The sequence below is a fragment of the Chryseobacterium sp. TQ-BC-N36 genome (genome assembly GCF_058382295.1).
In genome coordinates this window covers 3452101-3477599 of record NZ_CM178175.1, presented here as the reverse complement: position 1 = coordinate 3477599, position 25499 = coordinate 3452101, and the positions used below count along the sequence as shown (strand labels likewise).

Here is a 25499-nt window from a genome sequence, read left to right as displayed (position 1 = left end):
TCGGCGGCATCGAAGATGCCGCCGAATCTATTATCTGTGTTAAGCTTTCAAAGCCTCAATTTCATCTCTCAGTTTAGCCGCTTTAATAAAATCGAGATTTTTTGCCGCTGCTTCCATTTCTTTTTGCTTCTGGGCAATCATTTTCTCTATATCCTCACTGGCATAGCTGGCTTTTGTTTCGGCAACCTTTTGAAGGATTTCTTTTTGGGTATATTTCTCATCAGGGAAATCTTTACTTCTTCCGACAAGATTTTCAGATATTTTTTTATTCAAAGCTTTTGGCTGAAGGCCATTGTCTTCGTTGTATTTCATTTGTTTTGCCCTGCGGTATTCTGTTTCATCAAGAGTAGCCTGCATAGATTTAGTGATTTTATCTGCATACATGATGGCCTTTCCATTTACATTCCTTGCAGCACGCCCAACAGTTTGAATCATTGATCTTCTGCTTCTCAGCATTCCTTCTTTATCAGCATCCAGAATAGCAACCAAAGAAACTTCAGGTAAATCTAACCCCTCTCTTAAGAGGTTGACCCCGATAAGTACATCAAAAAGTCCTAAACGGAGGTCCTGCATGATCTGTATCCGTTCGAGGGTTTCAACGTCAGAGTGAATATACCTTGTCCGGATTCCAAATTTGGTGAAGTATTTGGTAAGCTCTTCTGCCATTTTCTTTGTTAATGTAGTTACCAGTACTCTTTCATCAGCATCAGCTCTTTTCTGAATCTCTTCCATCAGGTCATCAATCTGATTTAGAGTAGGTCTTACTTCAATAATAGGGTCAAGAAGCCCTGTCGGACGGATGATCTGTTCTATATAAGCGCCTCCGGTTTTTTCCAGTTCATAATCTGCAGGGGTTGCAGAAACGTAGATTACCTGGTTTTGCATGGCTTCGAATTCTTCAAACTTTAAAGGTCTGTTATCCATCGCAGCCGGAAGTCTGAATCCAAATTCCACCAGTGATTCTTTGCGGCTTCGGTCACCACCATACATAGCATGAACCTGTGGAACGGTTACGTGGCTTTCATCAATCACCATCAGGAAATCTTTAGGAAAATAATCTATTAGGCAGAAAGGTCTTGTTCCTGGCAGACGTCCATCCAGGTATCTCGAATAGTTTTCAATTCCGGAACAGTAGCCAAGCTCTTTAATCATCTCGAGATCCAGTTCAGTTCTTTCCTGAAGCCTTTTGGCTTCCAAAGGTTTTTCGATAGAATTAAAGAAGTCAACCTGCTTTACCATATCATCCTGAATCTCTCTGATAGCACCGTTCAAGGTTTCTTTGGAGGTCACGAAAAGATTGGCCGGGTAAATCTGGATCTGGTCAAAATTAGACTCCACATTTCCGGTAACGGGATCAAAGCTTTGAATCTTTTCAATTTCATCTCCAAAAAACTGAATTCTGATTGCATTGTCTGCATAGGCAGGAAAGACATCAATTACATCTCCTTTTACACGGAAGGTTCCTCTTTGGAATTCATTTAATGTTCGGGCATATAAGGCATTAACCAGTGAATGAAGAAGTGCTGTTCTCGTTACTTTCTCACCAATAGCTATTGAAATTAATGACTTATGAAACTCTGTAGGGTTTCCGATACCATAAATACAGGAAACAGATGCCACGATCAAAACATCCCTTCTTCCGGAAAGAAGACTCGCCGTAGCAGAAAGACGCAATTTTTCAACCTCTTCATTAATGCTCAGATCTTTTTCAATATACGTTCCGGTGGTAGCAATATATGCTTCAGGCTGGTAATAATCATAATAACTCACAAAGTATTCTACCGCATTTTCCGGAAAGAATTCTTTAAACTCCATGAAGAGCTGTGCTGCCAGTGTTTTGTTATGTGCCAGAACTAATGTCGGACGTTGTACATTTTGTATAACATTCGCAACAGTAAAGGTTTTTCCGGAACCTGTTACTCCCAGAAGCGTCTGATATTTCTCACCGATCTCTATTCCTTCAGTAAGTTTTTCAATAGCCTGAGGCTGGTCTCCGGTAGGTTTATATTCTGATTGAAGTTTAAAATCCATACAACAAAAATACAAAAGAAATCATAAGGCTGTATAATGTTTTGAAGGTGAATATTTTGACAATAAAATTTTAACAGATTACCCTTGTAGTTTTGATTTTTTAAGCTAAACAAAACAATTGAAAAAATAAAAGTGCTAATTATTAGCACTTTGTTGTTATGGACGTGTAAAGGTCATTGTTGCTGGAACCTTTAATACTGAAGCAATGGCTTTTCCATCCTTCATTGCAGGCTTCCAGTTGGTTTCATTACTTATTTCAGTGACTGCTTTTAGAAGTTCCCTGTTAAGGATTTCGTTTTCTCCCGAAGTCGTTACCTCTGTTGTTTTTCCCATTTCATTGATATGAATATAGGCGGTAGATGTTATAGGTCCGTTATAGCTTCCTAAATTACTTACATCCACATTTCTGCTTATTTTGATTTTTAAGTCTTTATCCCCACCAGGATATTGCGCAGGAGTTTCATTAGAAATCTGTTGAGTATTGAGAGCTGTATTTGTGTTTTTACCTTCATCTGTTCTTGGAACTACTGTATCCGAAACTTTTTTTAACTCCTCTTTTTTGAAATCCGGTATAGTGGATGCATGCCCTTCTTTTTTTGTTTTTTCATGATATGAAGGAGTAATTAAACTGGTTTGATATGGTCTTTGATCTCCAATTTGGGTTGGCATTTCTGTTGTTTTTTCAGAAAAAAGAAAATGATTGGGATTCTCAGCATATGTTCTTTCAGAGAATAAGGCTACTGCAGAAATTAAAGCAGTGATACCTGCTGTTTTTTTTAACAAACTAAATTTTGTTTTTTTTGTTTTCATCATAATAAATCTTTTTTTGGTGTTATTAAAATTAAATGAATGAGTCAAAGGTGGGTTTTGATGATTAAGAATTTCTTCAAGAATAAGATTCTGATATTCTCTGATGTCGTAATTGCTTTTCATAACAGCTTCATCTGCCAGAAATTCATGATTTGTGATTATAGCTTTGTTGTAGAGTAAAAGAATGGGGTTGAACCAACTGAAAATTCTTAAAATATTCAAAACCAGCATGTCTAAACTGTGTTTTTGTTCAATATGGGTCTTTTCGTGGATGAAAATTCTTGGATCTATAACGTTATTATTCATATAGCTTTCCCCCATATAAATTGTTTTCCAAAAACTGAAGGGTGAAAGATTTTCTTTTGTCAATAATATAGTATGGTTGTGGTAAACATGTTTCTTTCCGGATATTTTTTTGATTTTAAGAAAGGAAATAAGGCTTCTCAGCAACAGAAAAGATGCGATCAATATATAAATTCCCCACATCACATTCGTCAAGTTAAAACTTTCCTGCTCCTGCGGGGTGACAGCGAGTTGTTGTGCAGTTTTTTCAATAATCAATTGAGTTGTTTTCCCGCTGTGATGGGTTGGCAGCGTAATGGTAACAAACGGAATTGCATATGAAAGCAATAATGAGCTTAGCAAATACATCCGGTTAAATCTGAGTATTCTTTCTTTTTCCAAAAACAGATAATAAACAGTGATGAAAATAGAAGAGCACAGGATTATTTTTAAAACAATAGCAGTCATCTTTATTCTTTTATCTGTTCGTCAATAATGTCACGAAGCTCTTTCAGTTCCTTCTGGCTAAGTTTTGCATTGGAAGTAAAAAACGAGGCAAACTGTGTTACAGAACTGTTGAAAAAACGGTCAATCATGGAAGTCATTTCTTCCTTGAAATATTCCCCCTTCTCTACTTTTGGATAGTATTCGCGGGAATTTCCATACAGTTTATAGCCAACCAGTTCTTTATTCTGCATTCTTTTAAGCAATGTAGCAATAGTTGATGGTGCAGGTTTTGGTTCTGGTGAAGCTTCCAGAATATCCTTCATGAAAACGGTTTTCTTTTCCCAAAGAATTTCCATAAGGACTTTTTCAGAATCTGTCAGTTTAATTTCTTTCATTCTACAATTTTATAATTTGTTCTACAAATGTAGAATAAAAATTGATATACACAAACTTTATGGCATTATTTTTCCATTCATTTTTCTAACACCTAACCATAATGCTATGAAAATCAATCAATTTTATGTCCCGGCAATAAGCCTTTTTCTTATTTTATCTTCATGTAAGGAAAATCATGCAAATGCCCAGAAAACCGGAAATGATGGCAGTGTAGAGACAGAAAATCCTAATTCTGACTATAAGCCGGCATTTCAGGGACAGACAAGAATTAAGGCTGTAAAGACAACAACAGCATATAACGTAGAAGTCTTGAATAAAGATCTGGGAAGACCCTGGGGAATTATCAATTTACCTGACGGAAGGTTTCTCATTACTGACAAGAATGGGCATATGAATGTTGTGTCAACAGATGGAAAGCAGGTTTCAAAAATAGAAGGATTTCCAAAAGTAGATTCAAAAGGACAGGGAGGAATGCTGGACGTTGCCCTGGATCCGGATTTTAAAACCAATAATATAATTTACTTCAGTTTTTCAGAACCATTTGGAAAAGGAAACTTAACTTCTGTAGCAAAAGGAAAGCTGTCTGCGGATCTTAAAAATATTGCAGAGGTAAAAGTTATTTTCCGGGCGGAACCTTCATATGACGGAGATAAACATTACGGAAGCCGTCTTGCTTTTAATAAAGAAGGATATTTGTTTGTCAGTACAGGAGAAAGATCAGATAAAGTGACCCGTGTATACGCTCAGAAAACGGATAATTATCTTGGAAAAATTTTAAAGATCACTACAGAAGGCAAACCTGCACCAGGAAATCCTTTTATTGGAAAGCAGGGGTACAAACCGGAAATCTACGCATATGGGCTCAGAAATCCTCAGGGTATGGCTATAGATCCCAATGGAAACCTTTGGGATGTGGAAATGGGGCCAAGAGGAGGGGATGAGATCAATCTGATCCAGCCTGGGAAAAATTACGGTTGGGGAGATGTGACGTATGGAATAGAATATTCCGGAGATAAAGTAGGGCAGGGAATTACACAGAGAGAAGGAACTGAACAGCCTGTCTATTATTGGGATCCTGTAATTTCACCAAGTGGAATTACTTTTTATAGCGGAAATATTGATGAATGGAAAGGAAATCTGATTATTGGATGCTTAAGCGGAGAACATATCGACAGAATTGTGATGAAAGATAACAAGGTAGTAGGAGAAGAGCGTCTGCTTGAGGATCAGAAGGAACGTTTCCGTGATGTACTGAACGGGATGGATGGAAATTTGTATGCGGTAACGGACAGTGGTAAGCTTTACAAAATTTCAAAAAAATAAAATAAAAACTCCTGAAAATTCTCAGGAGTTTTTATTTTTTATTAAAATTTAAAGTTAAGTCTGGCAAAAACCTGTCTTCCGGCAAATCCCATCTGTACAGGATCAAAAATACCTCCGGATTCCGTATTTCCGTTAGTCACCTGTGCAGATGACTGTAAAGTTGGGTACCTGTTGAATAGATTTTTGCTTCCCAAAGTCAGATTAATATTTTTAGAAAATTCACACCCGAAAGACAGATCTGTTGTTACCTTTGGGTTATATACCTGCTCTGTGCCGTCATACCCAATTAGGGTTACTTTATCAAATCTGACCATTTGCAGATTCATATTGAATTTGTTGATCTTATAGTTAAGATTTAAATTAACTTTTGTTTTCGGAGCAGAAGCAAGAATAAATGCTTTTTCTCTTGCACTCAGGTAAGTATCTTCTTTCCCTGCCAGCTGTTCTGAGGTATTGACTTTTGTGATTTGCATATCATTATAGTTTCCGGCTAATGTAGCAGTCAGTTTTCCGGATCCTATATTTTCATTATAGCTTAAAATAAGATCGACTCCTTTTGTTTTGGTATCGATTGCATTGGAAAAGAATTGTACCTGGTCAATAAATGGATTCTCTTCTTGAACTTTTTCTGGTAAGTCTGCTTGTGCAAAATATCCGGTCAAAACGATTCTGTCTTTCACACGGATGTAATAACCATCTACGGTGGCTGTAAATTTTCCAGTATTGAAGGTAAACCCGGCACTACCGTTCACTGAGGTTTCCTGCTTCAGTTGAGGAATTCCCAGGCTGCTTGCGATGTTACTGTCATTAGAAGCGAGCTGAATAGTGACCAGTTTACCGCCCTGGAAGTTGGTAAATTGCTGACTGTAATATTTCTGTGCCAGAGAAGGTGCTCTGAATCCGGTAGATATGGAACCACGGAAAGCGAACTGTGGCGTGATCGCATATCTTGTCGCGAATTTTCCATTTAAGGTACTTCCAAAATCATTATAATTTTCAAATCTTCCGGCAACACTTATCATCCAGTTTTTAGTCACATCCAGTTCCGTATCTATGTAGGCTGCAAAATTATTTCTGCTTTTGCCAATATCGGTAGAGTATCCCGGGAAACCCTGAGAGCCACCTGGTCTTACATTGCCGCTTAAAGGATTGGTAACAAGTAAGCTTTCAGGAGTATCTGGTGTGGCAGGATTGCCGTTTTTATCGTATATGGTGTAAGACGCCTCTTCTCCCTTGATAATATCAAATTTTTCATATCTGAATTCTGATCCGAAAGCAATATTGAGTCCTTCCAGTACTTTGAACTGTTTTACAGCATTGAAACCTGTGGTATTCTGCAGTAATGAATGTCCTCCGGCATTAAAGCTTGTCGGTGATTTGACTCCCAGGGTTGCATTGATCGTATTATCAATCTGATAAGTAAATCTGTTGTTGCCAAAAGCATTATAGAAATCTAAATCCCACCCGGCAATCTTGAATTTTAAACCATTATCAAAGGTGAAATCTGAAATACTGGTATTTTCAACCGGGTTAAATCCTGTAGGGTAAACTTCAGGAATATTACCGTCTGCATCCGCTGTTCTGGTCCACGCATAGGCTTTGGTATTTCTGTGTGAAAAGCCCTGGCGGGAATAAAATTTTAGGCCATCAGATAATGGAAGCTCAATATTTCCGAAAAAGTATATGTTTTGGGCTTTCGCGTCTCCAAAACGCTGTCTTGGTGCTGGTGACGGATCATTGTAAATAGCAGGATTGGCATTTCGTATGGCGTAATCTTTGTTGATAAATTCTACCGTAAAGTTTCCAAATCCGCCTTTTGATCCTATTTTAGTTCCCAAATTTCCATTGAAATCAAAGGTGGTTCCGTCTATTTTGTGATCTGATACAACGTCATTATTACCTGGACTTTTGAAAAGATTCATACCTGTGAAAAGATTTCCTTCAAAACCATTATTTCTGTCATTCAAAATAACATTAATTACTCCTGCAATAGCATCAGAACCATATTGGGCGGACGCTCCGTCCCGAAGGACCTCTACTCTTTTTATCGCACCAATGGGTATGGTATTCATATCATATCCGGTATTTCCTCTTCCTTTGGTTCCGAAAAGGTTAATCAGTGAAGACTGATGATATCTTTTTCCATTAAGCAAAAGTAAGGTTTGATCTGGCCCTAGGCCTCTTAAAGTAGCCGGATCTACGGCATCAGCACCATCAGATCCTGACTGTTTATTGGAATTGAAAGAGGGTGCTGAAAACTGTAACAGCTGGTTGACTTCTACCTGCCCTGTAGACTGACTTACCTGTTTGATATCGATAATATCAATAGGTACCGGGGTGTTGACAACTGTTCTTTTTTTGTTCCGGCTACCGGTGATGGCGACTTCGTCTATCTTTGATTCTTTTAAGGTATCCTTTATTTGCTGGGCATACGAGAAAGCAGAGACTCCAAGGAAAATAATGCTGATGTATTTTATTTTCATATTGATGATTTTGAGTGATGATTCGATCAAAATTATCAATATTTATTCTTAAATCAATATTAAAATTTGATATTTAGTATAAAAATCTCATTATTGTAATGGTTTGTGTTAATTTCGGAAAAATAATAACATTTTTCTTTCATTTAATGAAAAATTTTAATGTTAAAAGCTTGTGATGATTCTCTTAATTCCTTCTTCTACAATTTCCTTTGAAGTTGAAAAGCAGATTCTGATATGTCCTTCCGCTCCCTTTCCGAACCATCTTTCTGATCCGGGAACAACAGCAACTTTTCCTTCTTTCAGTACGTGCTGGGCAAATTCATCGCTGGTCATTCCATTGTTAATTTTGGGAAATGCTACAAAAGTAGCTTCAGGCAGATTGGGGGTCAGAACTTCTGAACGGCTCAGTAGTTGATAAACAAGATCCCTGTTGCTCTGTAAATGTGCTAAAAACTCTCTGTACCAAGGCTTTGCTTTTTGTAATGCTACACTTGCAGCAATCTGGGATAAAGTAGAAACACCTTCTATTGTTGAATTGAAATGGGATCTTTCAGTAAAATCTTCGAGAATATCCTGATCATGACATAGTACAGCCCCAATTCTCAGGCCGGCAATTCCGAATGATTTCGAGAATCCATAGACTGTAAAACTTTTTTTCTTTGCCTTTTCTGAAACGGAAGAGTAAGTATGAAAACCTCTATGATCATAAATAATATCGCTCCAGATTTCATCACTCATGACCCAAAGATCATGATCAGAAGCAATCTCAGCTATTTTTATCAGTATTTCTTTAGCATAAACCTTTCCGAGAGGATTGTGCGGATTGCATATGCTGATAAGTCTGGTTTTGGAATTGATTAAAGAAACCATTTTTTCAAAATCAATGTCTCCTGTCTCTGTATCAACAGGGCAAAGCTTTACTTTTCCGCCGGCTGTTTCAACTGATTTTTTGAAGAGAAAATCTACAGGATCCAGAATAATAGCTTCATCTCCGGGATGAAGAACGTAGGAGGCTATCAGGAACATTCCCTGGGCCGCACTGTTTACAGCCAGTACATTTTCAGGAGAAAAGCTTCCCTGTTTTTCCTTATTAAAGTGGTCTGAAACACTTTTCTTAAATTCCGGAAGTCCGGAAAATGGTCCGTAGCTCAGGTAACCGTCTTTCAGGTAATCAATTATTCCCTGTTCTATTTCGGGGGCTGTCCTGAAGTCCGGATCAGCGGCGGTAAGAGGAATGATTCCATCTTCCAGGGTGGCCCATCTTCCATTGTAGGCCTTTCTTTTCAGAGCTTCAAAGTTGATATCGTTATTGGTAAACATATTTATTTATAGGATATAGGTAAAATATTCTGTGTTTGTAGGTTAATCGGGAGCAGGAACTGTTCCAATAGTGTTCTTCCGTTATTGATGTGAACCTCAATTTCAGGCTTTCTCTCTGCTTCATATTTTTTGAAGGCATGTTCCATATTGTTTTCTTCAACTAAATATTTAGTTAGTGTAAATGAATCTTTCAATGCTGAGGTGACTCCCTGGCTTGTAAATGGAATCAGTGGGTGTGCTGCATCACCGATGAATACAATGTTGTTTTTATAAAAACGATTCAGTTTTTCCAATTCATATACACGCCATAAATGTACATTTTTATAATCGGATTTCTGTATAATTGATGAAACCAACGGATGCCAGTTTTCAAAGACCTCGAGCATGTATTTCCTTAGGTTTTCTGCTGAACATTCATTGATCATGTACTTTTCGTTATCGAACTGGGAATACCAAAGAACGGTATCATCAGAGAGTTTTAGGATTCCGAAAGTCAGACCGCCTTCCTCATGGTGAAACTTTATAAAATCATTTTCTATAGAGTCTGCAATTTTTTTGTTCCGGATAATATTAACCACTTCACTTTCTCTTACAGCTTTCATGGTTTCATCTTTGAAAAGATTGTTTCTGATTCTGCTTCTGGACCCATCGGAAATAACGATAATATCAGCATCAATATCAGCTCCGTCAGAAAATTTCAGTTTTCCATCATGCTCTTCAAGACCTATAGTTTCTTCATATATGATCTTTTCCGGTGAAATATTTTGGGTCAGCAGGTCAATTAATGAATGTCTTGAAATAGCGAAAACATTCTCCAGATTCTTTTCTGCGAGGATTCTTCCCGTGTGGGAATATTGTATATATTTTTTAAGAAAATTTCCATGTTTAAGAAGAAGCTCAGGTTCAATGATCTGATTAAGATAATCCATTCCTTCCTGCGGAATGAGAAAGCCATGCCCTGCAAGATCTCTCTTTTTTCTTCTTTCATAAATATGGTAATCAATCTTATGTTTTTCTAAGTAATTCGCCATGCTTAAGCCGGAGATACCAGCGCCCACGACAGCAATTTTGTTCATTTTCGGAATAACGGATTTTTTCAGGTTGGTTTTTAAGTATTTTTATATCTGTTTCAGACACAAAATTAAAATTAAAAACATTCACTATTTCAAAAAAAACATCAATTTGATTTTGTTTTCTTGAAAATAAAATGAAAAACATAATATTATGATTTAATATAATAAAATATGATTGATTTATGTGTATTTTTTTTAATGGGTATTTTTAATATCTTATTGAAAATAAGCTAGTTAATCATGGTGTTTTTTGAAAAATAAACATGCTTTTTTTACCAGACAATATGTTGGGATTTCAATATAAAAAAACCGGAAAAATTCCGGTTTTATAATTAAGCTTTTTCAAGCTGAACGGTAAAATGTCTTAAGATTTCAGGTTCCCAGGTGATTTTATATCCTTTGGCTATTTCTTCACGTCTTTCATATACATTCTTTATAGCCGCAGCAATATAATCCATGTGGTTGTTGGTGTAGGTTCTTCTAGGAATTGCCAGACGTACCAGTTCTAACTTCGGATAGCGGTTTTCTCTTGTTTCAGGATCTCTGTCTGCCAATAATGTCCCAATTTCTACGGTTCTGATACCTGCTTCTTTATAAATTTCTAGGCCTAATGTCTGTGCCGGATATTCTTCACGGGAAACCTTTGGAAGAAAATTTAAAGAATCAATGAATACAGCGTGTCCTCCGATTGGTTTCTGAACAGGGATTCCGTATTCGATCAGCTTATTCCCGAGATATTCAACCTGGGAGATTCTGCTTTCAAGATAAGCAAACTCAGTCGCTTCGTCAAGCCCCACTGCTAATGCTGCCATATCTCTTCCTGCCATCCCTCCATAGGTAATAAATCCTTCATAAATAATAGTGAAGTTGGATGCCTTTCTGAACACTTCTTCATTGTTCAGAGCGATGAATCCTCCGATATTTACCAGGCCGTCTTTTTTGGAACTCATCGTCATTCCATCTCCATAAGAAAAGATTTCTTTGCAAATCTCTTTGATGCTTCTGTTTTCCTGCCCGGCTTCTCTTTTTTTGATAAAGTAAGCGTTCTCTGCAAATCTTGCAGAATCAAAGAATACAGGGATCCCGTATTGGTCAGAAAGTGCTCTTACTGCCTTCATGTTTTCCAGAGAAACCGGCTGTCCGCCCGAAGAGTTGCAGGTAATCGTAATCAGACAGAACGGAATGCTTTCCTTAGGATGACTTTTATAAACTTCTTCCAGTTTTTCAAGGTTGATATTTCCTTTGAAAGGGTGAAGGTCATTGATATCAAAAGCTTCATCAATCGTACAGTCAATGGCATGCGCCTTTCTGAATTCGATATGCCCCTTTGTGGTGTCAAAGTGTGAATTTCCGGGAATAACATCACCTTCTTTTACCAATACTGAGAAAAGGACATTTTCAGCTGCTCTTCCCTGGTGCGTTGGCAATAAATATTTGAATCCTGTAATTCTTTCAACAGTTTTCTGTAATTGTTCGAAAGAACGTGATCCTGCGTAGCTTTCATCTCCGGTCATTAAAGCTGCCCACTGCTTATCAGACATTGCTCCTGTTCCGGAATCGGTAAGCAGGTCAATATAAACCTGCGAAGATTTTAAATTGAATAAGTTATAATTAGCTTCTTTAAGCCACTGTTCTCTTTCTTCTCTTGTGGATTGGTAGATTTCCTCCACCATTTTAATGCGGAAAGGTTCCGCGTACGGTAATTTCATGAGTTAAAATATGTTTTAAATTGTTTGTAAAGAAAATGGGTTTGAAAATAATTTTTCAAATTCATCAATGTATAAGTAAGAAAGGGAAGATTATTCCGGAGCCTTAAATATATTTTCATCAGAATGGAATCCGGCTACACCACCGCTCACGGCAAACTTCATGGCAGAAGCTGCTGTCATTCCCACTACAGGCTTGATGTTTTTTTCTTCAGTAACAATTACCCAGCCCGAGATGGCGTACGAGTGGGGAAGATATACCGCAACGTAATTATGCTTGTCAACGTCCGACATTTCTTTCTGAGTTAAGAATCCGATTCTCCAGATTTCCGGATTTTCATTGGTTTTTACCCATACAGGATCGTTGAATTTTTTCTTGTCGCCTACAAATGAGGACATTACGTCTTTTGTAGGAGTATAAATATGCTTTACTCCAGGAGTTTTCTCCAGTAAGCTGTCCATCGTGTCGAAAAAAAATCTCCCGACTACGAATTTATTTCCTAAATACCCTAAAATAGCAGTAAACAGTATGATTGATACGAAAACAAGCCCCGGCACCTGCTTGGCAAGAGAAGGAATAAGATTGTCAATAGCGCTTACCACGTACCAGATGACAAAGATGGTAAGCCCGATAGGACCAATAATAACCAGTCCCTGAAAAAAATTCTTCAGAAAAAGGTTGGCGATATTTTCAAAGCTTGGCTTCTTCAATGGATATACTCTTTACTGTTTGTGTTAACCGTGGATGGTTTCTTTATTTCCGTAGGACTTAATAATATTAGCTTCATATTCCAGCCACTCTTCCCATCGCTGGTTCACTTTTTCCGGATTTCCAAGCTGTCTTGCAAACCCGATGAAGGTAGTATAGTGATTGGCTTCAGAAATCATAAGTTCTCTGTAGAAAACTTTAAGCTCTTCATCTTTGATATTTTCAGTAAGAACTTTGAATCTTTCACAGCTTCTGGCTTCAATCATTGCAGCAAACAGCATTTTGTCTACGATGAGGTCTTCTCTGCTTCCCTGAACAATGAATTTGGCAAGTTCATTCACATAATCATCTTTTCTGGCTCTTCCAAAAGTAAAACCTCTCTTTTTAATGATCTCATGAACCTGATTGAAATGATCAAGCTCTTCCTGTGCAATGGCAAGAAGTTCGGTGACAATCTCAGGATATTCAGGAAGCATCGTGATCAGCCCGATAGCATTAGTTGCTGCTTTCTGCTCGCACCAGGCATGATCTGTTAAAATTTCTCCAATGTTTCCTTCTGCAATATTTGCCCACCTTGGATCGGTAGGTAGTTTCAACTTAAACATGTTGTAAAATTTTTGTAAATTTAAACAAATTGGACATATGTAGTGCTTCTGATGTGACAGAATTTGTTTTCTATTGAATTTTGCACAATCAGAGCTATGTTTTTTGTAGCATTGTAAATATGAATTAATCATTTCCCTGCTATTTTACGGTAATAACAAAACTAATGACTCAATCACAATGATTAGACAATATTATTTGCTAATGCTCTTTTCATTACTTTTTATGGTGAAAGAACTGCCTGTGTATGGACAAAATGTAAAAGATTCTGTTGAAATATCTCTAAGGCCTTATGCGAGTCTTCGTGGTCATATGGCGGTATATGACCATAAAATGGAGCTTCAGGAAAATGCATCAAGAATTGGAATGGAACTGAATATCAAAAAGGGGACATTGGGATTTATTGCAGGAGGTGAAGTGCAGTTAAATATGTTTCGTGGAAGGACCTCATTTAATGTGGATGGTAGCCTTTCCAGTGGATTTGTTACGATGGAATCTTCACAATCGAGACAGGTTTTTGGTAATAGGCTTGGCTATCTGGGAATTGAGCTGGGGAAATATGGGACTCTTACCATTGGGAAGCAATGGAGTGTTTATCGGGATATCACTTCTTACACTGACCGGTTTAATGTTTTTGGTGCAAGAGCATCTGCTACGTTTGTTGGAGGTACTGATGGAGGAGAAACAGGAACGGGGCGTGCGGATCAGGCTCTTATTTACCGTAACCGCTTTGGAAATCTGTATATCGGAGGTCAAATCCAGGCCAGAGGGGGAAATAATGATCATTTTATTGATGGATTTGGGGCCTCTGTTCAATATGAGGTTGCAGATGATTTTTTTGCCGGAGCAGCCTATAACAGAGCTTTTCTGAGTGACCGCCTTATAGAGAATGGAAGAGCAATAGGTATTACCGGCCAGCCTACTTATTTTTCTTTGGGAACAAAGTATACTGGAAAAGTTTTTGATTGGAGTGTTCTTTTTGTTCTGCATAAAAACGGAGATTTTTCCCAGAGTTTTTATCAGAATCCAGGAATGGAAATATCCCAATCAATTATGGTATTCAATGCTAAAGGGCTGGAGGTTTTTGGAAAATATAAACTTGAAAAATTTTCTATTCTTGCAGGATATAATTTATATGTTCCTGATATAAAAAATACAGGAATAATTCCTGGGCAGTATCATCTGGATCCGGATTTTAAAAGGAATGATTGTATTGTTGGAGTTTCTTATCATCCCTTTAATTTTGTTCAGATTTATTCAGAACAAAGATTTTCCATGGGTAAAACATCATTGGGTGAAAGAGAAAAAAGTGTTTTTACTCTTGGGTTGAGAATTGATCTCTCCAAAACTTTCAGCAAAAAAATTGATCTTTAAAAGGTGCTGTTATTATCATTTATTATTCATTGGCTGTGTTTTTCCTGAAGTATTCTAAAAGACCCCATCCTGCTTCATCCACTTTTTTCAGTCCTGCTGAAATGATGAATGCTAAAATGATATTAATACCATAAACAATGATCATTAAAATCCACCAAGGTATGTTTTCTTTTAACGGGACTACCAGGAAATAAACCAATGAAGAACTTATCCCCTGTGCAAAATAAAAGAAAATGGCATTCTTCCCGATATAGGTAATGATATTTTCTTTTGTGATCTTCAGCCGGTTATACAGAACAAATAATGTCACCAGAGAGAATAATGTCCAGATGATATAAGGGATTTTTGGCGGGAATTTATTTTTATTGATTTTATAGAAAACGTCTTCTCCATAATACCAGAACATCCATGCAAGGGCAGCTCCAACAACTGTATACAATACCGGGATTACCCTGACCGGAATCTTTTTTCCGCGCATTCTGTTTCCTGTTAAAAATACGGCAAGATAAAATGCAACGTATCCCACCTGTCCCGTTGGATAATATTCCGGGAATATATTGAATAATAAGGTTAACGCAATGCAAAGTCCGATGAACCAATTGATGTGTTTTGGAAAAAATCTTAAGATTAATACTCCGAAAACAGTTAGAATAAAGTAAACTTTAAGGTACCAGAAGCTTCCCATTACTACCGGAAAAGTATCAGCATTGGTGTATTGATGAAGATACCAGTTTCCCAGATTTTCCCATTGAGGATATGCCGAAATGCTTGTGGTGGAATATTTGGAGCCAAATGTAGAGTAAAAATCCTGGAGCCATTCCATAGAAAAGAAACTCAATCCGAAAACTTTAAAGAAGTAATCTAAAAAGAACAGAAAAGTTACAAATATCATATAGGTAATCTGTAGCTTCAGGAGACGGTACAGTGTTTTTTCGATATTGGCTCCGGAAGTAATGCCGCTGAGTGCATAGAAAAGAGCTACATCGAAAACAAGGGAATAAACCCTTATGTCTGCAGGAATATAAAACTGTCCGGACCAGAAAGCGGTATGGATAAATATGATGGAGAGTGTAGCCAGTCCTTTGGCGAAATCAATATAGAGATCTCTGTTCATTATAGATTGCTTGGAAGTTCAAAAATACAAACAAATTGAATGTTTAAAACATAAAAGATTTTTTTGAAACAAAAAGGGGCGGAACATACTGTCCGCCTCCTTTCTTAAATATGCTAAAAATGAATGTTCTCGTTTATTGAAGATGTTTAAATTCTTCTGCAGAAATTTCTCCGGATTGAATTTTTCTCAGCTCATCAATGTATTGACTCATGTAAGCATCAATTTCAGGGTTTACTGTGTTTTTAGCCATCTTATATGTACCGTTTAAAACTCCCTGATAATAATAGAAGAAGTTGTAATCAAAATTGGATGCATTAAGATCGTACTGTCCTAAAAGAAATCCTAAACGTACGGCTGATCTCCTTTGTGCAGGAGTTCCATGGTGTCCGGGGCTGGTGGTTTGGTAATCGCCAATGCTCTGTGCAAATTCGTATGCAGCAGCAATTTCAGAGAAATTGGTTTTGTTGTATCCATTGGGTCTTCTCAGGTAGTAACCAGCAAAACCATCAGCTTCAAGCTCATTAGGTCTGGCAGTATTTTCGCTTACTGAAGGAAGACCAAAGATGTATTGCAGTTGATGTCCATACTCATGAGCAAGAATCATGGCGTTTACGATATCGCCTCCTTTTGATTTTGCGTCATAATAGATGGCGTATCCGTAGTAGATTTTTCCTGTAGAATAGGAAATAGCATTGTACGTTGAATTGAAATTGGACGGGTCGTTCACAAAACGCAGAGTGGGATTGCTTCTTCCCCATAAACTCGCAATTTTAGTCATCTGAGCGTTCATAAAATTGGTGTCAGTTGAGTTTTGCAGGCCTGTCACTAAAACAGAACTGGAGCTCCAGTTATTATCTACATAATAGCAGATTTTTTCCAGATCTCCGGGTTGGTCAATTTTTGCACTGAGTGCTTCCTGCTGAGGTTGAACATTGTTGCCCATTTGGTCATCACTACATGCTGTCAATGAAGTTACAGCGATGGCGCCTGCTAGTAAGCAGAGATTAAAGTTTCTTTTCATATATAAATTCAATTTGGTAAAACGAAGGTATGAAATTATCTCTTAATTGTGAGTACTTTATTGTAAAAAATTATTCAAAACATAGTGAATAGGATTTTAATTAAAAAAACATTGCTTTGATTGTAAGCTATTTAGAAATTTATATGTATATTTGCACCTCGAAATAACTAAAAATTTATAAACAATGTTTGCAATTGTAGAAATAGCAGGGCTTCAATACAAAGTTGAGCAAGACCAGAAGTTGTTTGTAAACCGTTTAAAAGGAGATAAAGGAGGAAAAGTTTCTTTCGATAAAGTTCTTCTTACTGTAAACGGTGCAATCACTGTAGGCGCCCCAGCTGTAAACGGAATCACTGTTGAAGCAGAGATCCTTGACCACGTTAAAGCTGATAAAGTAATCATTTTCAAAAAGAAAAGAAGAAAAGGTTACAAAGTGAAAAACGGTCACAGACAATCTTTAACTCAAATCGTAATCACTGGTATTACAGGTTTTGAAGGAGGAGCTAAAAAAGCTGCTGCTAAAAAAGAAACTGTGAAAGGTGAAGTTCTTTCTGACAACGCAACTGTTAACTTTAGTGAAGATCACGAGCTGAACTATCACTTAAAGAAAAACAACTTGTCTCAGTCTAAAGAGAACAGAGAAACTTTAATTACTCTAGGTAAAGCAGTTAAAGTTGAATTAGAAAAGAATGTTCTTACTCATGAAGAAGTAGATGCTGCTATCATTAAGAACATCGATCAATTTAAAGCACTTAATAAATAATCCAGTAATAAAATGGCACACAAGAAAGGAGTCGGTAGTTCCAAGAACGGTAGAGAGTCTCACTCTAAAAGATTAGGTGTGAAGATTTTCGGAGGACAAGAAGCTATTGCCGGAAATATTATTGTTAGACAAAGAGGTACTCAACACCACCCAGGTGATAACGTGGGAATCGGTAAAGATCACACTTTGTTTGCACTAGTAGATGGTAAAGTAGTTTTCAGAAAGAAAGCAAATAACAGATCTTTCGTATCTGTAGAGCCAAACGCATAATTGTTAAGCGTTTTATAAAATTAAAACCTCAGTAAAGAACTTACTGAGGTTTTTTTATGCACATAAATTAAAAGTGGCTATTTTTATGTATTCAGTTATTAGTGAAATATTTTTATATTTGTTAGCGGTCCATTTTGTATGTCAGTTACAATGACTCAGAGTGGACAGAATGAACCAACAATTAAAAACAAAATATCTATGAAAAATGTAAGAAAATTAACAAAGAAGAAATTAAAAGGAATTACAGGTGGAGTTGCTGCATATTGTCCTTCAATGTTTCAGTCGTGTGAAGAATGGTGCAGCTGGTCGCCATGGCAAAAATCACACTGTATATTGTCGCAGCCATGTACAGAATGTTTTGACTAGGATTTTATGGATAGTCTGCTTCATTAAGATAACAGTAGAGCTGAACCTGTAAATAGTGTTCAGCTTTTTTAAATATTAAAAAAAGTTAAATAATATCTCTTAGTTGTGAAATATTGATATATTTATCCGGCTTCAGATAAAAACAATTATGCGGAAGCCGAAAAGCAAAGAGAGTAGGCGGCAAATAAAACTAAATAATCATGAAAAATTTAAAAAAATTAACAAAAAAAGATCTGAAAAGTATTAACGGAGGTGAAGTATGGTGCCCAGCAAAACCTATTACATCATGTAGTGTATGGTGTGGACTTACAAAGGAGCAGAAAATGCGTTGTTTGCTTGACGTAGAGGGTTGTGAGTGCTTTTAATCCCGGCTTATAATAAAGTTAAATAAAGTTTCGGCGGCTTCAAAGAAGCCGCCGAAACTTTATTTATAATATATTTATTTTAGAATCCTACCTGGAAACCTGCTTTAACACCGAATTTTGAAATATCCGGTCTGTCAAGATAGTTTCCTCTCCAGTTGAAATCCACTCTGAAAATTCTAAGGTTTCCGATCCCTATATTTTCAATTCCGAATCCGTATTCATAATAAATATGCTCGCTAGGTGCAGAATATTTAAACCCTTCTACATTGATAGCTTTGGAATCATCACTTAAAGTTCCATAAGCTCCCCGGATAAAAGCAACTTCTCTAAGCTTCAGTTTTTTAATCAAAGGAATATAAGAAAGGATTTTACCATTAAAGTGGTGCTCCAGTTGAAGTGTTGTATAAGCATCCGTAACAAACTCATAATAATTAAGCTGAGAGAATGTATTCGGTACCAAACCATAAGAAAGATTGGCTGGAATGATATTCTGTAATGCCAAAGGAACAGTACTGAAGTTCTTTCCGGCTTCAAAATTAACAACTAATTTTCCCATACTTCCAATCAAAAAAGGCTTATAAAGCATGAATTGAAGTTTGTCGTAATTAAAGTCAGCATTGAATAATCCTTCAATACCTCTGGTGTATCTTAAAACAATGGTTGGTGCAAGGTTTCTGGCCTGATAGCGGTCAATTCCGGTCTGTGAAAACTTTGCACCGGGTTTTGCAATCAAACTGATGGTAACATGTGAATCGTTAACTGTTTTTCTTAGCTGGCCATCTTTATAATACATCAGATTGAATTTCTCCGGAATGGCAGACTTAATGCTCTGCATCACTCCATCTACTCTTATCTGAAAATTTTTCCAGGGCTCAATAGCTGCAAACACACTTGTTTTGTTTACAGAGCTTAAAGAAATGTTTTCTCCTCTCGCAAAAAAGGTACTGGTAGATGAAGATTGCGGGGTAACACCATCTCCGGATGTAAGCTGTCCTCCAAGCTGAACAATATCTCTGCTGGTTCCTGCCCCAATCATAAAACGGTTGAGCTTATTAAACATATATCGTGCCTCTACCCCATATTTAAACTGTTGGTCTTTGAAACCGTAGGCTGTATAAAACTGGGCTCTCCAGGTATCATTCAATCCGAAATAGGTTCTGGCTCCCAGCCTTATTCTGTCACCTTCTACCTCATTTCTTCCGTAAATTGAAAAAATAGGGCCAATGTCAATCCCTTTGAAGGCATTATAATAACGTGAACCAAGTGTTTCAAACAGTTTTACCATTCGGTTGAATTTCGGGGTCTGCTGAAGCTTATCCAACATGTTATAGACTCCCTGTTCTGCTTTAGATAAAGTGTCAGGTCTGGCTTTGGTCCAGTAAGCTTCATCTTTATTGGTGAAATTGTCTTCGTATTCTTCTTCGGTACGCTTGAATACTTTAGGATCAAGAGGTTTATTGAATTGATAATCAGAATAGTCTACAGATCTTTTGGCTATAATGCTCTTAGCTCCTTTCTTTTTTGAAAAAGGGCTCATTTCAAATTCCGTAACCAGTTTTTTAGGAAGGAATGTTGTTTCATCAGGGTTATCATATTCCAGCTGGGTATAGACGCTGTTGACGAAATTCACATTGATTTTCTGTGTAGACTTTAATGTTGCTCCTAAAACGGCATAAGTATCCGTGTCTATGTAAAGATTTCCCTGAAAAGCAAGAATGTCTTTTCTTTTAGGCTGATACCTTATCTGGAATGCCTTTTCTCCCAGGATCGTAATAGTATCCATAAGACTGTAGTCATAGGTATTGAAGCCATCTGTTCCAACAGGACTCTGGAATCCTATATCGAAATAATTCAGAGTATTGTCATAAATATTAATATCACGGTAGAGGTTCTTAGCGGAGACTGTAATCACCTGATTGTCCTGAAAACCTGAAGTTTTCTGAGCAACTAAAGTTCTTTTACTGTCTTTGTCGGGTCTGTTTTTCCCATAATTTTCATAAACGGCCTCATTCAGGAAAATAGGAAGTCCCAATCTTCCGCTTGCAGTAGAATCAGCGTAGTCGAAAATGAAATCCAATTTATTGAAAATCTTTTTCTTCATGAATGCACTGTCCAGATTGTTAAGATCAAACTGTGTTTTCTCGTATTCTTTGTAAGAATAGGTGTCGAATTTTTCCAGTCCGTTATTTCTTTTATGTGCCCAGACTTTCTGCATAATGGCATAAGCCGGATTTTCTTTTTTATTTTTGTATTTGGGTTTGCCACTTTGGAGTACAATCTCCTGAATATCACTTACTTTAGCCTGAGAAAGCTGCACGAAAATATTTTCAGCATTTTCAGGAGTAATATCAAGTGTTTCTGTGGTGTAATTTTTTCTGGAAAATTTTAACTGATGAATAATGCTGTCTGACTGAATAATGAAACTACCTGAAGTTGTCGTCAGGGTAGGAGTTTTGCTGTTGTTGACAAAAATATCAACTTTATTGAGTTCTTTGTTGTTTTTTTCATCAACCACCTTACCGCTGGCTTTGTTCTGAGCACATAAGGAACCGGTGAGAATCAGCAAAAAAAATAAAAGATAGTGTTTTTGGGAGTTATTGTTTAACATCATTCGTTTCTTCAGGCAATTAGCATAAACAAAAAGCATGCAGTTTATTAAAAAAATAAGTAAAAAAATAAAATATTTTTATTCTACCATATAAAACGACAAATGTAGCGAAAATTATATATGTGTTGACTAAAAATTGATGGAGAAATTTTAATGCTTAACTCATAATAATCAGGGAATTAATAACAACAAAAAGACTTGGCGTTTTGTATATTAAGTATCATTTTGCAGAAAACCCTTATAAATAAAAAAGACTTACATTTCTGTAAGCCTTTTTGCTCCTCCTGCTGGGCTCGAACCAGCGACCCTCTGATTAACAGTCAGATGCTCTAACCAACTGAGCTAAGGAGGAATGTCCTTTGTTTTAAGTGGTGCAAATATAGAAGGAATATTAATATCAGTCAAGTTTTTCTCCCTATTCATAAAGAATTTTAACTAAATGTATTGAATTTCAATAAGAAATATTTTGATTGTTTTTTGTTGCTTCTAAATATCTTTAAAGAAATATCGGAAAATGGATGATGATCTTTACAATAAAAGCTTTGTCAGTAGATGATTCCAGCTTAAATATTTTTAATACTTTCAAGTTTTTGAGCTGTTTGTGTTATATTTTTAAAAAGAGATTTTATATGTGATAGATTTCTGCTTTCTAAACATTCTAATAAAAGCTGGTTGTCTAGCGAGCCTCTCTTTAACCATGGATAATGATCATAATATGGCTGGAACTTTGATATACTGGCAGTTATTGGATTATTAGCAAGCAGATGAATGCAGGATGGTTAAAACTTAAAATCATGGAAATATTCATGCGAAATAATAAACAAAAATTCAAAAAAAGACCTGCGTTTCTGCAAGTCTTTCAGTTTAATATAATTTTAAAAATTTATTTCTTCAGATCTTTAAGGATTTCCTGGACAGCTCTTTCCAACTGAGGGTCATTATTCTGAAGTCGGTCCATAAAGGTGTTTTTGACATAAATATCAGGTTTTACGCCTGTTTTTTCCAGATTCTGGCCATCGAGTGTATAGGTCCCCCATGAAGGAAGTCTGTAAGAAGACCCATCTACCAGACTTTTGGCAGACGTGAAAATTATCCAGCGATAGGTATCCTGTCCAATAATTTTCCCTAATTTCAACGCTTTGAAACCGGCTGCTGTCATTTCAGCATCACTTAATGAGGCTTCATTGATCAACAGGACAATAGGTTTTCCAGAAGGAGCGAAGTTGGGTTGGGTTGTCATTTTCCCTTCACGGTATTTCCATTGTAAATAAGGTCTTTGAGAAAGAAAATTGAGTACTTTGTCATGAACATTTCCTCCGGTGTTATACCTCAGGTCAAGAATAACTGCATCTTTTCTGTTCTCCTGTTCTACCATATCCAGGAGGAAGCGGTCAAGCTCATCTGTAGACATATTTTTCATACAGGAGTAGGCAATGCGGTTGTTGCTGAGTCTGTCAACACGCTGGTGGTTATTAAAGATCCACTCATCGTAAAGCAGGCCTTTCAGTTCTGCATTTGAAATCGGATGTACTTTTGCTGTTATATTTTTACCATCCCGGTTGAAAGTAAGGATAAGCTCCTCCTGTTTTTTAGGACTTGCAAAATAGGATTCACGATTTTCATTAGGGTCAACTTTTTTTCCGTTGACTGCAATCAATTGGTCACCTGGCTTGATGTCAACACCAGTACGGTAAGCAGGAGACTTTCTTACAATACTTTCAACCACATAAGGCTGGTCTTTGTTGAAAATAATTCCTGTTTCATTCGTAAAGTAGCTCAGAAATACAGTCTCTTCTTTTCCGGTGGAAGAAAATCCTGTATGTGAAGAGTTGAGCTCCCCTAAAAGATCATTGAGTAAGATTCGCAGATCATTTCTGTTGTGTACATAAGGAAGATACTTGGCATATTGTTCTTTTTTAGCTTTCCAGTCGATGCCATGGAATTTTTCATCATAGAAGTTTTCCTCAACACCCGTCCATGCTTCTGCATACATCTGGGTAAATTCAGAAGAGAGATCTTTGTCAAAACTGTATTGGATATTGATTTTTTCTGGCTTTAATGTGGCTACGGTTGTTTTATAAATATTGCCTTCTATCAGGGCAAATAAGTTTTTCTCATTTTTAGTTAAATAATATGCCGCTTTATCAAAAACTTTTTCGGATTTGGCAGGTTCAAAATCAGTGAATACTTTTTTGAACAGCTGCCTTTTTCCATTATCCTGATTGGAATTAAATAAAAGAATCTCTTTTTTATCATCAGTAAAAACCGCCGGATCGTCCTGATATCCATATCGGTCGGTAACAAGCTCAATTCTGTCCAGGGTGTCTTCAGGGTTGACTTTCAGCTCCTTTATAACCGGTTCCTTTTCTTTTTCTTCCTTTTTCTCCTTCTCAGATTCTTTCTTCTCCTTTTTGTCCTTGCTGTCTTTGGCCGTATCGTCTGTTTTTGTTTCCTTCTTTTCTTCGGTAAAAAGGCTGTCGAATTTTTCAGATTTGAATGGTTCATCAAACCAGTCCAGAGCCATTCTGTAAATGTTGGACTTCTGCATCCCTAAAGGATAGGACGGATTGGTCCTGTCGCTGGCAAAATAAATATACTTGCCGTTTGGAGACCATACAGGATCCTCTTCTGAAACACCAGTATTGGTAAGGTTGAGAGTCTTTTCTTTTTTGATGTTATAGATGAAAATATCAAGTTCAAAGTTTCTTTTTGCTGAGAACAGGACATATTCATTGTTTGGCGAAAAAGAAGGTTTTGAGTTTTGGAAAGCCCAGATTTCATCTTTTACAATGGTTTTGGAAGTAAAATTTTTCAAATCCAGCAGTCTTACTTCATCCCGACCACTTAAATAAACCGCTTGTGAAAGGTCACTATTGAATGTGATACTGCGGTTGTTGCGCAGGTCCTGGGTTAATTGTCTGGACTGTCCTTTTCCATCCGCAGAAACTGTAAACCAATTCTGATATCCATTATAGGTTTGGCTGTAAAGCAGCGTCCGGTTATCTTTCAGCCATTTTACTTCCATAGCGCGTTCTTTTCCGTCGGTAACCTGCTGGGCGAATTTTCCTTCAATATCAGAAACGAATACAACACCACGGCTTATAAAAGCCATTTTTTTTCCATCAGGAGAAACGTCATAATACGAAATGTTGTTTTCTACATTGAAATTCTGTTCCTTTTCCAATGTTTTATTAGTGTTCAGGCTGATGTTCAGAAGCTTTATGTTTTTTGAAGCTACATCATAAGTGTACAGCTGATAGTCTTTTTCAAAAATAACTTTAGATCCGTTAGCTGCTACAAAAGGTTTTTTAATAGATGTATCGAATTGGGTTAAGGCTGTTTTCTTACCGTTTTCAATTTTATAAAGATTGTATTCTCCGTTATTTTCATCAGAAATAAAGTAAATAGTCCCATTTTTGTCTACACTTGGATTAAAGTCTTTTCCTTCGTAATTGGTATACTGCTTAAAAGAATTGCTTTTGGGGTCGTATCCTAAAATATCAGGATTGTTTTCTCCCTTATAGCGTTTACGCTGTACCTGATGAGCACTTTCTGAAGAACTTGTGAAAAGATATTCTCCGGCAGGGGTTTCAGCTAACCCATTGGTATTGTTGAAATAGTTCTTGAAAAGTTTCTGTGGAGTCTTTCCTTCAATCGTAGTTTTAAAACTGCCGAAATTATTATTTCTGTTGGAAGTAAAATAAATGGTTTTGCTATCCCATGCCCAATTTTCCATTTCGTCTCTTCCGGTGTGGAATGTCAATTGCTTGATTGTACCCCCTTCTGAAGGCATTACATAAACATCATAATTTCCGTATTGGTTAGAGCTGAATGCAAGCCATTTTCCATCAGGAGAAAGACGTGGATTGATCTCTTCTCCATCCAGAGCGGTAATCCTGGAGGCATTTCCTCCATTGGCATCTACTTTCCAGACATCGCCGTCATATGAGAAATAAGCTGTCTTGCCATCAGGGCTTAACGAAGGGCTTGATAAGAAATAGGATTTTTCCTGTGCCGAAATCCCGATTATAGAAAATGCTGTTAATAACGAAATAATAGTTTTCTTCATGGTACAATTGGATATTTATGCAATATGATATTATATATTGATTTGATTATTCTTTGTCGTTGTAGAAAAGTATTTACAGGATGAAAATTTTCTCAATCCATATTATTCTAAAGAAGAATAGTCGGATTATTGAGGAAATAGTTACAAGTAAATGCCTGATAAGGAGAATAATATTCAGTAAAACAGATAAATTGCAAATAACTGTCTTTTTTGAATTAAGTATGAGCCTAAAATAAAAACAAAAAAAGACTTACATTTCTGTAAGTCTTTTTGCTCCTCCTGCTGGGCTCGAACCAGCGACCCTCTGATTAACAGTCAGATGCTCTAACCAACTGAGCTAAGGAGGAATGTCCTTTGTTTTAAGTG

General features: G+C 36.8%; 19 protein-coding genes and 2 tRNA genes. 6 read left to right on the top strand and 15 right to left on the bottom strand.

Annotated features, from left to right (window positions below; genetic code table 11):
• Positions 1–39: 39 nt before the first annotated feature.
• From uvrB to AC3FI7_RS15480, 3 genes are all read right to left on the bottom strand, one after another.
• Positions 40–2031 carry an excinuclease ABC subunit UvrB gene (uvrB, locus tag AC3FI7_RS15490; RefSeq protein ID WP_142725211.1) on the bottom strand — a complete coding sequence of 664 codons (1992 nt, stop codon included), beginning with the start codon at positions 2029–2031 and terminating at the stop codon, positions 40–42.
• A 156-nt stretch (positions 2032–2187) separates the two neighbouring features.
• Positions 2188–3591: a M56 family metallopeptidase gene (locus AC3FI7_RS15485; RefSeq protein WP_491460448.1), complete on the bottom strand. Its 1404-nt coding sequence runs from the start codon at positions 3589–3591 to the stop codon at positions 2188–2190.
• Positions 3592–3593: 2 nt separating this feature from the next.
• Complete coding sequence (locus AC3FI7_RS15480; RefSeq protein WP_291902566.1) at positions 3594–3965, bottom strand: BlaI/MecI/CopY family transcriptional regulator; 372 nt, start codon at positions 3963–3965, stop codon at positions 3594–3596.
• A 106-nt stretch (positions 3966–4071) separates the two neighbouring features.
• Here AC3FI7_RS15480 and AC3FI7_RS15475 point away from each other — a divergent pair, with 106 nt between their 5' ends.
• Positions 4072–5289: a PQQ-dependent sugar dehydrogenase gene (locus AC3FI7_RS15475; protein WP_491460447.1), complete on the top strand. Its 1218-nt coding sequence runs from the start codon at positions 4072–4074 to the stop codon at positions 5287–5289.
• 41 nt (positions 5290–5330) lie between these two features.
• Here the strand turns inward: AC3FI7_RS15475 and AC3FI7_RS15470 are convergent, their stop codons facing one another.
• From AC3FI7_RS15470 to AC3FI7_RS15445, 6 genes are all read right to left on the bottom strand, one after another.
• Complete coding sequence (locus AC3FI7_RS15470; protein WP_491460446.1) at positions 5331–7772, bottom strand: TonB-dependent receptor plug domain-containing protein; 2442 nt, start codon at positions 7770–7772, stop codon at positions 5331–5333.
• A gap of 162 nt (positions 7773–7934) precedes the next feature.
• The gene (locus AC3FI7_RS15465) at positions 7935–9092 is read right to left on the bottom strand and encodes a pyridoxal phosphate-dependent aminotransferase (protein WP_343660980.1); all 1158 of its coding nucleotides are present in this window, start codon (positions 9090–9092) and stop codon (positions 7935–7937) included.
• A 2-nt stretch (positions 9093–9094) separates the two neighbouring features.
• Positions 9095–10168: an FAD-dependent monooxygenase gene (locus tag AC3FI7_RS15460; protein WP_491460445.1), complete on the bottom strand. Its 1074-nt coding sequence runs from the start codon at positions 10166–10168 to the stop codon at positions 9095–9097.
• A gap of 329 nt (positions 10169–10497) precedes the next feature.
• The gene (tnaA, locus tag AC3FI7_RS15455) at positions 10498–11874 is read right to left on the bottom strand and encodes a tryptophanase TnaA (RefSeq protein ID WP_142725206.1); all 1377 of its coding nucleotides are present in this window, start codon (positions 11872–11874) and stop codon (positions 10498–10500) included.
• A gap of 90 nt (positions 11875–11964) precedes the next feature.
• Entirely contained in the window at positions 11965–12582 is a 618-nt protein-coding gene (locus AC3FI7_RS15450) for a DUF502 domain-containing protein (protein WP_142725205.1), read from the bottom strand.
• 24 nt (positions 12583–12606) lie between these two features.
• On the bottom strand, positions 12607–13185 hold the full coding sequence (locus AC3FI7_RS15445) for a MiaE family protein (RefSeq protein WP_142725204.1): 579 nt from the start codon (positions 13183–13185) through the stop codon (positions 12607–12609).
• A gap of 202 nt (positions 13186–13387) precedes the next feature.
• Between AC3FI7_RS15445 and AC3FI7_RS15440 the strand changes: the two genes are divergently transcribed.
• Positions 13388–14557: a porin gene (locus AC3FI7_RS15440; RefSeq protein ID WP_491460444.1), complete on the top strand. Its 1170-nt coding sequence runs from the start codon at positions 13388–13390 to the stop codon at positions 14555–14557.
• Between the two features lie 22 nt (positions 14558–14579).
• On the opposite strand, the gene AC3FI7_RS15435 is transcribed toward AC3FI7_RS15440, so the two are convergent.
• On the bottom strand, positions 14580–15671 hold the full coding sequence (locus AC3FI7_RS15435; protein ID WP_343660986.1) for an acyltransferase family protein: 1092 nt from the start codon (positions 15669–15671) through the stop codon (positions 14580–14582).
• Positions 15672–15804: 133 nt separating this feature from the next.
• Complete coding sequence (locus tag AC3FI7_RS15430) at positions 15805–16692, bottom strand: neutral zinc metallopeptidase (protein WP_343660988.1); 888 nt, start codon at positions 16690–16692, stop codon at positions 15805–15807.
• Positions 16693–16876: 184 nt separating this feature from the next.
• Between AC3FI7_RS15430 and rplU the strand changes: the two genes are divergently transcribed.
• From rplU to AC3FI7_RS15410, 4 genes are all read left to right on the top strand, one after another.
• Entirely contained in the window at positions 16877–17455 is a 579-nt protein-coding gene (rplU, locus tag AC3FI7_RS15425; RefSeq protein ID WP_343660990.1) for a 50S ribosomal protein L21, read from the top strand.
• Positions 17456–17467: 12 nt separating this feature from the next.
• A complete protein-coding gene (rpmA, locus tag AC3FI7_RS15420) occupies positions 17468–17725 on the top strand; it encodes a 50S ribosomal protein L27 (RefSeq protein WP_002984034.1) in 258 nt (85 codons plus the stop codon).
• 198 nt (positions 17726–17923) lie between these two features.
• The gene (locus AC3FI7_RS15415; protein WP_172617098.1) at positions 17924–18091 is read left to right on the top strand and encodes a hypothetical protein; all 168 of its coding nucleotides are present in this window, start codon (positions 17924–17926) and stop codon (positions 18089–18091) included.
• Positions 18092–18291: 200 nt separating this feature from the next.
• A complete protein-coding gene (locus AC3FI7_RS15410) occupies positions 18292–18456 on the top strand; it encodes a bacteriocin-like protein (RefSeq protein WP_142725199.1) in 165 nt (54 codons plus the stop codon).
• Between the two features lie 79 nt (positions 18457–18535).
• Here the strand turns inward: AC3FI7_RS15410 and AC3FI7_RS15405 are convergent, their stop codons facing one another.
• From AC3FI7_RS15405 to AC3FI7_RS15390, 4 genes are all read right to left on the bottom strand, one after another.
• Positions 18536–21067: a DUF5686 family protein gene (locus AC3FI7_RS15405; protein ID WP_491460443.1), complete on the bottom strand. Its 2532-nt coding sequence runs from the start codon at positions 21065–21067 to the stop codon at positions 18536–18538.
• A gap of 275 nt (positions 21068–21342) precedes the next feature.
• Positions 21343–21416 (bottom strand) — tRNA-Asn (locus AC3FI7_RS15400).
• 531 nt (positions 21417–21947) lie between these two features.
• Positions 21948–25133, bottom strand: a complete 3186-nt coding sequence (locus AC3FI7_RS15395) for a S41 family peptidase (protein ID WP_491460442.1) — start codon at positions 25131–25133, stop codon at positions 21948–21950.
• A 273-nt stretch (positions 25134–25406) separates the two neighbouring features.
• Positions 25407–25480: transfer RNA gene (locus tag AC3FI7_RS15390), tRNA-Asn, on the bottom strand.
• Positions 25481–25499 lie beyond the last annotated feature (19 nt).